Here is a 5,891-nt window from a genome sequence, read left to right on the forward strand (position 1 = left end):
CCAGCACCGTCGTGATCGCCGCCGTCAGCGTCGTCTTGCCGTGGTCCACGTGCCCGATCGTGCCAACGTTCACGTGCGGCTTGGTCCGCTCGAATTTTTCCTTAGCCATGTCGATTCCTTAAAAAGAACAAAGCCCGTGTGAGGGTTTAAGGTCTGCACGCCACTGCTGGATCGTCCCGCACGGGCACAGGACGGCGTGGCGTCGCAGACCGACTGGATCGGCGGGAGGGCGCGCGAAGCACCCACCCCGTCGAACCGACTTACCTTTACTTCGCGCGCGCGGCCACGATGGCCTCGGACACGTTGCGCGGCGCTTCCGAGTAGTGCTTGAACTCCATCGTGTACGTGGCACGACCCTGCGACATCGAGCGCAGCGTGGTGGAGTAGCCGAACATTTCGGACAGCGGCACCTCGGCCTTGATGGCCTTGCCGCCACCGACCATGTCCTCCATGCCCTGCACCATGCCGCGACGCGACGACAGGTCGCCCATCACGTTGCCGGCGTAGTCCTCGGGCGTCTCGACTTCCACGGCCATCATCGGCTCGAGGATGACCGGGTTGGCCTTCTTGCAGCCTTCCTTGAAGCCGAAGATGGCGGCCATCTTGAAAGCCTGTTCGGACGAGTCCACGTCGTGGTACGAACCGAAATGCAGCGTGACCTTGACGTCCACCACCGGGAAGCCCGCCAGCACGCCGGTGTTGAGGGCTTCGATCACGCCCTTTTCCACCGCCGGGATGTACTCGCGCGGCACCACGCCGCCCTTGATGGCGTCCACGAACTCGAAGCCCTTGCCGGCCTCGTTGGGTTCGATCTTGAACACCACGTGACCGTACTGGCCCTTGCCGCCGGACTGGCGCACGAACTTGCCTTCGGCCTCGTCCACGCTCTTACGGATGGTCTCGCGGTAGGCCACCTGGGGCTTGCCCACGTTGGCTTCCACGCCGAATTCACGCTTCATGCGGTCGACGATGATCTCCAGGTGCAGCTCGCCCATGCCGGAGATGATGGTCTGGCCCGATTCCTCGTCGGTCTTGACACGGAACGAGGGGTCTTCCGAGGCCAGGCGCTGCAGCGCGATGCCCATCTTTTCCTGGTCGGCCTTGGTCTTGGGTTCCACGGCCTGCGCAATCACGGGCTCGGGGAAGACCATGCGCTCCAGGGTGATGACGGCATCGGGGTCGCACAGCGTCTCACCCGTGGTCACTTCCTTCAGGCCCACACAGGCGGCGATGTCGCCGGCGCGGATTTCTTCCACTTCCTGGCGGTTGTTGGCGTGCATCTGCACGATACGGCCGATGCGCTCCTTCTTGCCCTTGACCGGGTTGAAGACGGTGTCGCCCTTCTTCAGCACGCCCGAATAGACGCGCACGAAGGTGAGCTGGCCGACGTAGGGGTCGGTCATGAGCTTGAACGCCAGCGCGGACAGCTTCTCGCCGTCGTCGGCCTGGCGGGTCGCGGGCTCTTCCTTCTCGTCGGTACCCGCCACCGGGGGGATGTCCACCGGCGAAGGCAGGAAGTCGATCACGGCGTCGAGCATGCGCTGCACGCCCTTGTTCTTGAAGGCCGTGCCGCACAGCATGGGCTGGATCTCGGTCGAGATGGTGCGCGTGCGCAGGCCCAGCTTGATCTCTTCCTCGGAGAGGTCACCCTCCTCGAGGTACTTGTTCATGAGGTCTTCGCTGGCTTCGGCCGCGGCCTCGACCATCTTCTCGCGCCACTCCTTGGCGGTCTCGACGAGCTCGGCCGGGATGTCGTGGTATTCGAACTTCATGCCCTGCGAAGCCTCGTCCCAGATGATGGCTTTCATCTTGAGCAGGTCGACCACGCCCTTGAAGTTGTCCTCGGCACCGATCGGAATGACGACCGGCACGGGGTTGGCCTTCAGGCGCAGGCGCATCTGGTCATAGACCTTGAAGAAGTTCGCGCCGGTGCGGTCCATCTTGTTGACGAACGCCAGACGCGGCACCTTGTACTTGTTGGCCTGGCGCCAGACGGTTTCCGACTGGGGCTGCACACCACCCACCGCGCAGTACACCATGCACGCGCCGTCGAGCACGCGCATGGAACGCTCCACCTCGATGGTGAAGTCGACGTGGCCGGGGGTGTCGATGATGTTGAAGCGGTGCTCCGGGTAGGACAGGTCCATGCCCTTCCAGAAGCAGGTGGTGGCGGCGGACGTGATCGTGATACCGCGCTCCTGCTCCTGCTCCATCCAGTCCATGGTGGCGGCGCCGTCGTGCACTTCACCGATCTTGTGGTTCACGCCGGTATAGAACAGGATGCGCTCGGTCGTCGTGGTCTTGCCAGCGTCGATGTGCGCGGAAATGCCGATGTTGCGGTAACGCTCAAGGGGCGTGGTGCGGGCCATGGAAATACTCCGGAATGGTTCGAGCCCGCCACCCCTGTAAGGGGCCCGCGGGCTCTCGGGTCAGGTTGATCGGAAAGATAAGGTCCGAATCAGAAGCGGAAATGGCTGAAGGCCTTGTTGGCCTCGGCCATGCGGTGCACTTCGTCGCGGCGCTTCATCGCGCCGCCACGGCCTTCGGTGGCCTCGATCAGTTCGTTGGCCAGGCGCAGGGCCATGGATTTTTCGCTGCGCTTCTTGGCCGCTTCCTTGATCCAGCGCATCGACAGCGCCAGACGGCGCACCGGGCGCACTTCAACGGGCACCTGGTAGTTGGCGCCACCCACGCGGCGGCTCTTCACCTCCACCATGGGCTTGACGTTGTTGATGGCCGTCGAGAAGATTTCGAGCGGGTCCTTGCCCGACTTCTTCTCGATCTGCTCAAACGCACCGTAGATGATGCGCTCGGCCACGGCCTTCTTGCCGCCTTGCATGATCACGTTCATGAACTTGGCGACTTCGACGTTGCCGAACTTCGGGTCCGGCAGGATTTCACGTTTAGGGACTTCGCGACGACGTGGCATGTTTCACCTCTTGCTTCAGTTGATGTCCGGACGTCCTTCTTGATCCAGACACCCCGCAGACCCATCAGGAGCCTGCACTTACTCGGCCTCTGTTCAAGGCCACTACGCCGTTCCGGCTCGTCAAAACCGGGCGGCACCGAATGAGACCGATCAGGCCTTCTTGGGACGCTTGGCGCCGTACTTGGAGCGGGCCTGCTTGCGGTCTTTCACGCCCTGCAGGTCCAGCGAGCCACGCACGATGTGGTAGCGCACACCGGGAAGGTCTTTCACACGGCCGCCGCGAACCAGCACCACGCTGTGTTCCTGGAGGTTGTGGCCTTCACCGCCGATGTAGGAGATGACCTCGAAGCCGTTGGTCAGGCGGACCTTGGCAACTTTGCGAAGCGCCGAGTTCGGCTTCTTCGGGGTCGTGGTGTACACACGGGTGCACACGCCGCGGCGTTGCGGCGAGTTTTCCATGGCCGGGCTCTTGGATTTGGTCTTTTCGACCTCCCGGCCGTGGCGCACGAGTTGGTTGATGGTTGGCATTGAAAACGTCCCTAAACGTTTGAAAACGACAAAGCCTTTCGGAAAATTCCGAAAAGCCTACTAGTGTAGCACTGGCGCGTCAGCCGCGCCAAGCCGCCCCCCGCCCCCGGGGAACGGGTCACTGGATCCAGAGGCGGATCGCGTCCCAGGCGCGGCCGAAAATGCCCGCCTCCTCCACGGTCTCCAGCACCGTCAGTGGCACCTCCACGACGGGCTGACCCGCGGCGGTGGTCACGCGCAGCGTGCCGAGCGGCTGCCCTTTCTGCAGGGGCGCGACGAGGGGATCCGGGCGAACCACCGTCGATTTCAGGCCAGCGCCCTGGCCGGCCGGCACCGACACCACCACGCCTTCGGCGCGGCCGAGTTTGGCGGTGTCGGCCTTGCCCTTCCAGATGCGCGGCTCGGCCGCCGGCTGGTTGGCCGCCAGCAGGCGCACGGTATCGAACGCGGTGTAGCCCCAGTTGAGCAGCTTCTGCGACTCGGCGGCCCGCGCGTTCTCGCTCGACGCGCCCAGCATCACCGACACCAGGCGGCGCTGGCCAGCCGGCCCATCGCCCAGGCCAGGCACCGGCCGGCGCGCGGTGGCCACCAGACAGTAGCCCGCCGCGTCGGTGTGACCGGTTTTCAGCCCGTCGACGGTCGGGTCCCGGAACAGCAGCAGGTTGCGGTTCGTGTCGTTGGTGGCGGGCGTGCCCGGGTAGCGATAGCGCTGGATGGAGTAGTAGCCGACGTATTGGGGGAAGTCGTTCATCAGCCGCGTGGCCAGCGTGGCCAGGTCGCGCGCCGTGGTGGTGTGGCCCGGGGCCGTCAGGCCCTCGACGTTGCGGTAGCTGGTGGCCGTCATGCCCAGCGCCTTGGCCTGCTGGTTCATGAGTTCCACGAAGCGCTCGACAGAGCCCGCCACGCCCTCGGCCAACGCCACCGTGGCGTCGTTGCCCGACTGCACGATCATGCCCTTGATCAGGTCTTCGACCGGCACCTGCATGCGCGGCTCGATGAACATGCGCGAGCCCGGCATCTTCCAGGCGCGCTCGCTCACGCCGAAGGTCTGCGTGAGCGTGATCTTGCCGGCGCGCAGCGCGTCGAACACCAGGTAGGCCGACATGAGCTTGGTGAGCGAGGCCGGCTCCACCGGCGCGTCGGGCTCCTTGCTGGCCAACACCTGGCCGGTGGTCACGTCCAGCAGCAAATAGGAACGCGCCGCGATCTCGGGGGGTTGCGGCATCTGCGCCCAGGCAGGCGCCAGCGCGGCCAGCGACAGCGCCAGGCCGGCGATCAGGGAACGGAAACGGGTCATCAACGCAAAGTCCTCAAAAAAATCGGCGCCACCGCGGCTCAAGGCCGCCAATGGCGCCACACCAGCTCGCGCAGCAAGGGCAGCTGGCCATGGAAGAAGTGGCCGCCGCCCGGCACCACCACCACGGGCAGGGACTGCGGGCGAGCCCAGTCCATGACCGCGCTCAGCGGCACCGTGTCGTCAAGCTCGCCGTGAACGACCAGCGTTCGGGCCTGAAGTTCCTGCGGAATCGGCGCCACTTGAAATCGGCTGGCGGCGGTACCGACCAGGACCAGCTCGCGGACGTCGCGCACGGGATGCAGGCGCTGCAGGGCCTGGCTGGTGACGTAGGAGCCGAAGGAGAAGCCGGCCAGGGCCAGGGGCCCGGAAGGCGCCTCCGACTGCACCACGGCCATCAGGTCGTCGGTCTCGCCGCGCCCCTCGTCGTACTGCCCGCCGGAGCGCCCCACGCCGCGGAAGTTGAAACGCACCGCCACCATGCCCGCCAGCACGGCCGCGCGCGCCAGGGTTTGCACCACTTTGTTGGTGAGCGTGCCACCGTGCAAGGGATGCGGATGGGCGATGACGGCCGTGGCGCGGGCCGCGCCCTCGGGCCGGTCGATGGCGAGCTCGATGGCGCCGGCCGGACCGTCGATCAGACGCGATTCGGTTTGCGCGTTCACCTCAGCGACCCACGTCGGGAGGCGTCAGCAGCCGCTCGACCACGACGCCGTCGCGCAGATGCGACTCGACGATTTCATCGATGTCGGCCTGATCGACGTAGCTGTACCAGACGGCCTCCGGGTACACCACCGCGATCGGGCCACCCGCGCAGCGGTCAAGACAGCCTGCGCGGTTGACGCGCACGCCCCCCGGACCGAGCAGGCCGAGCGCCTTGGCGCGCGACTTGCAGCGGGCAAAAGCGTCTTCTGCCTTGTGGTCGGCGCAGCAGGCTTCGCCACCCTCGCGCTGATTCAGGCAGAAAAAAATGTGCCGCTGATAGTAGGAAGCGGGAGGGGTAGCGGTGCCATCGGCCATGACGCGATTCTAGGCGGCCGCCTCCTGGCGCCCTGGCGAACGCGCCACGGCCCGCAGCCCGAACAGGATGGCGGCGAAGGGCCACAGCCATCCCAGCCACTGCGACAGGCCATGAAAACG

General features: G+C 65.7%; 7 protein-coding genes. All 7 read right to left on the reverse strand.

Annotated features, from left to right (window positions below; translation table 11 throughout):
* The coding region (locus tag BGO22_RS20575) for a GTP-binding protein (RefSeq protein WP_208454991.1) at positions 1 to 109 on the reverse strand (109 nt) is incomplete at its 3' end.
* 157 nt (positions 110 to 266) lie between these two features.
* The gene (gene fusA, locus BGO22_RS20580; RefSeq protein ID WP_070400837.1) at positions 267 to 2,369 is read right to left on the reverse strand and encodes an elongation factor G; all 2,103 of its coding nucleotides are present in this window, start codon (positions 2,367 to 2,369) and stop codon (positions 267 to 269) included.
* Between the two features lie 89 nt (positions 2,370 to 2,458).
* A complete protein-coding gene (rpsG, locus tag BGO22_RS20585; protein WP_070400838.1) occupies positions 2,459 to 2,929 on the reverse strand; it encodes a 30S ribosomal protein S7 in 471 nt (156 codons plus the stop codon).
* Between the two features lie 150 nt (positions 2,930 to 3,079).
* A complete protein-coding gene (gene rpsL / locus BGO22_RS20590; protein ID WP_009516237.1) occupies positions 3,080 to 3,457 on the reverse strand; it encodes a 30S ribosomal protein S12 in 378 nt (125 codons plus the stop codon).
* Positions 3,458 to 3,575: 118 nt separating this feature from the next.
* The gene (locus tag BGO22_RS20595) at positions 3,576 to 4,754 is read right to left on the reverse strand and encodes a D-alanyl-D-alanine carboxypeptidase family protein (protein WP_070400839.1); all 1,179 of its coding nucleotides are present in this window, start codon (positions 4,752 to 4,754) and stop codon (positions 3,576 to 3,578) included.
* 38 nt (positions 4,755 to 4,792) lie between these two features.
* Entirely contained in the window at positions 4,793 to 5,416 is a 624-nt protein-coding gene (locus BGO22_RS20600; RefSeq protein WP_286852337.1) for an alpha/beta hydrolase, read from the reverse strand.
* Position 5,417: 1 nt separating this feature from the next.
* Positions 5,418 to 5,771, reverse strand: coding sequence for a (2Fe-2S) ferredoxin domain-containing protein (locus BGO22_RS20605; protein WP_070400841.1), 354 nt, complete (start codon positions 5,769 to 5,771; stop codon positions 5,418 to 5,420).
* Positions 5,772 to 5,891: the final 120 nt, after the last annotated feature.

The sequence above is a fragment of the Hydrogenophaga sp. 70-12 genome (assembly GCF_001897365.1).
In the GTDB taxonomy this organism is placed as follows: Bacteria; Pseudomonadota; Gammaproteobacteria; order Burkholderiales; family Burkholderiaceae_C; genus Hydrogenophaga; species Hydrogenophaga borbori.